General features: G+C 75.2%; 1 protein-coding gene. It reads right to left on the reverse strand.

Features of this window, described 5'->3' with window-relative positions:
* Positions 1 to 230 precede the first annotated feature (230 nt).
* Positions 231 to 1511 carry a ribonuclease D gene (locus ACFV46_RS33585; RefSeq protein ID WP_361927730.1) on the reverse strand — a complete coding sequence of 427 codons (1281 nt, stop codon included), beginning with the start codon at positions 1509 to 1511 and terminating at the stop codon, positions 231 to 233.
* Between the last annotated feature and the right edge of the window lie 54 nt (positions 1512 to 1565).

The raw sequence follows: 1565 nt of genomic DNA on the forward strand, positions 1-1565 counted from the left end.
GCGCGCTCTCTCGCTCTTTATTTTTAATTTACCTCCTCCCGTGGGGGCGGGGTTGTGGGGCCTTGTGTTGGTTCCCGCGCCCCGGGGCCCTGGCCCGCCCCCCCCCCCCCCCCCCACGACCTGGTCCCCGCACCCGGACGCACCGGTAGATCTTGGCGCGATCTCGCCGCACCCGCCCGCCGCCGCGCCCGCCGTCGCCGTACCCGCCCGTCGCCGCGCCCGGGACGTCGCTAGGCGGACAGCGCGGCCACCAGGACCGGTGTGACCAGCTCGACCTGCCAGGGCCTCGCCCCGTGCCCGGACAGCGCCTCCGCCACCGACTCGGCGCTCACCGACTGCGGCGGCTCCCAGCACACGCGCCGCACGGTGTCCGGCGTGATCAGGTTCTCCTGGGGCATGCTCAGCCGCTCGGCCAGCGCCGACACCGCGGCGCGGGCCGTCGCGAGGCGGGCGGCGGCCGCGGGGTCCTTGTCCGCCCAGGCGCGCGGCGGCGGGGGCCCGGTCACGGGCTGGCCCGGCGCGGGCAGCTGCGCCTCGCTCAGCTCCTTGGCCCGGTCGACCGCGGACTGCCACTGCTCGAGCTGCCGCCGTCCCATCCGGTGCCCGAAGCCGCTGAGCGCGGACAGCGCGTGCACGTTCGCCGGCATGGACAGCGCGGCCTCCACGATCGCCGCGTCCGACAGCACCTTGCCCGGCGACACGTCGCGCCGCTGCGCGATCCGGTCCCGGGTCTGCCACAGCTCCCGGACCACGGCCAGCTGCCGGCGCCGGCGCACCTTGTGCATCCCGGACGTCCGCCGCCAGGGGTCCTTGCGCGGCTCGGCGGGCGGCGCCGACGCGATCGCGTCGAACTCCTGCAGCGCCCACTCCAGCTTGCCCTGCCGGTCCAGCTCCTTCTCCAGGGCGTCCCGCAAATCCACGAGCAGTTCGACGTCGAGCGTCGCGTACCGCAGCCAGGGCTCGGGCAGCGGGCGGGTGGACCAGTCGACGGCCGAGTGCCCCTTCTCCAGGACGAAGCCGAGGACGCTCTCGACCATGGCGCCGAGGCCCACGCGCGGGAAGCCGGCGAGCCGCCCGGCGAGCTCGGTGTCGAACAGCCGGGTCGGCACCATGCCTATCTCCCGCAGGCACGGCAGGTCCTGGGTGGCCGCGTGCAGGACCCACTCGACGTCGTGAAGGGCCGCGCCGAGACCGGACAGGTCGGGGCAGGCGACCGGGTCGATCAGCGCGGTGCCCGCGCCCGCGCGGCGCAGCTGCACGAGATAGGCGCGCTGCCCGTAGCGGTAACCGGACGCGCGCTCGGCGTCGACGGCGACGGGCCCGGAGCCGGCGGCGAAGGCGGCGACCACCTCGGCGAGCGCCGCTTCGTCGGCGATCACGGGCGGAATGCCCTCGCGGGGTTCGAGCAGAGGGATCGGCGCCTTCGCTGCGGAGGCTCCGCTGTCGTCCGGAGGGCCGCCTCCGGTGGTTCGCAGTGGAGTGTCTGCTGCGGTCTCTTGGGCGTCGGTCACCTGTCAAGGGTATCCGTGTGTGGACGGCGCCTGCCGACGGAACGTTCCGTCGGC

The sequence above is a fragment of the Streptomyces sp. NPDC059852 genome (assembly GCF_042731455.1).
Classification (GTDB): domain Bacteria; phylum Actinomycetota; class Actinomycetes; order Streptomycetales; family Streptomycetaceae; genus Streptomyces.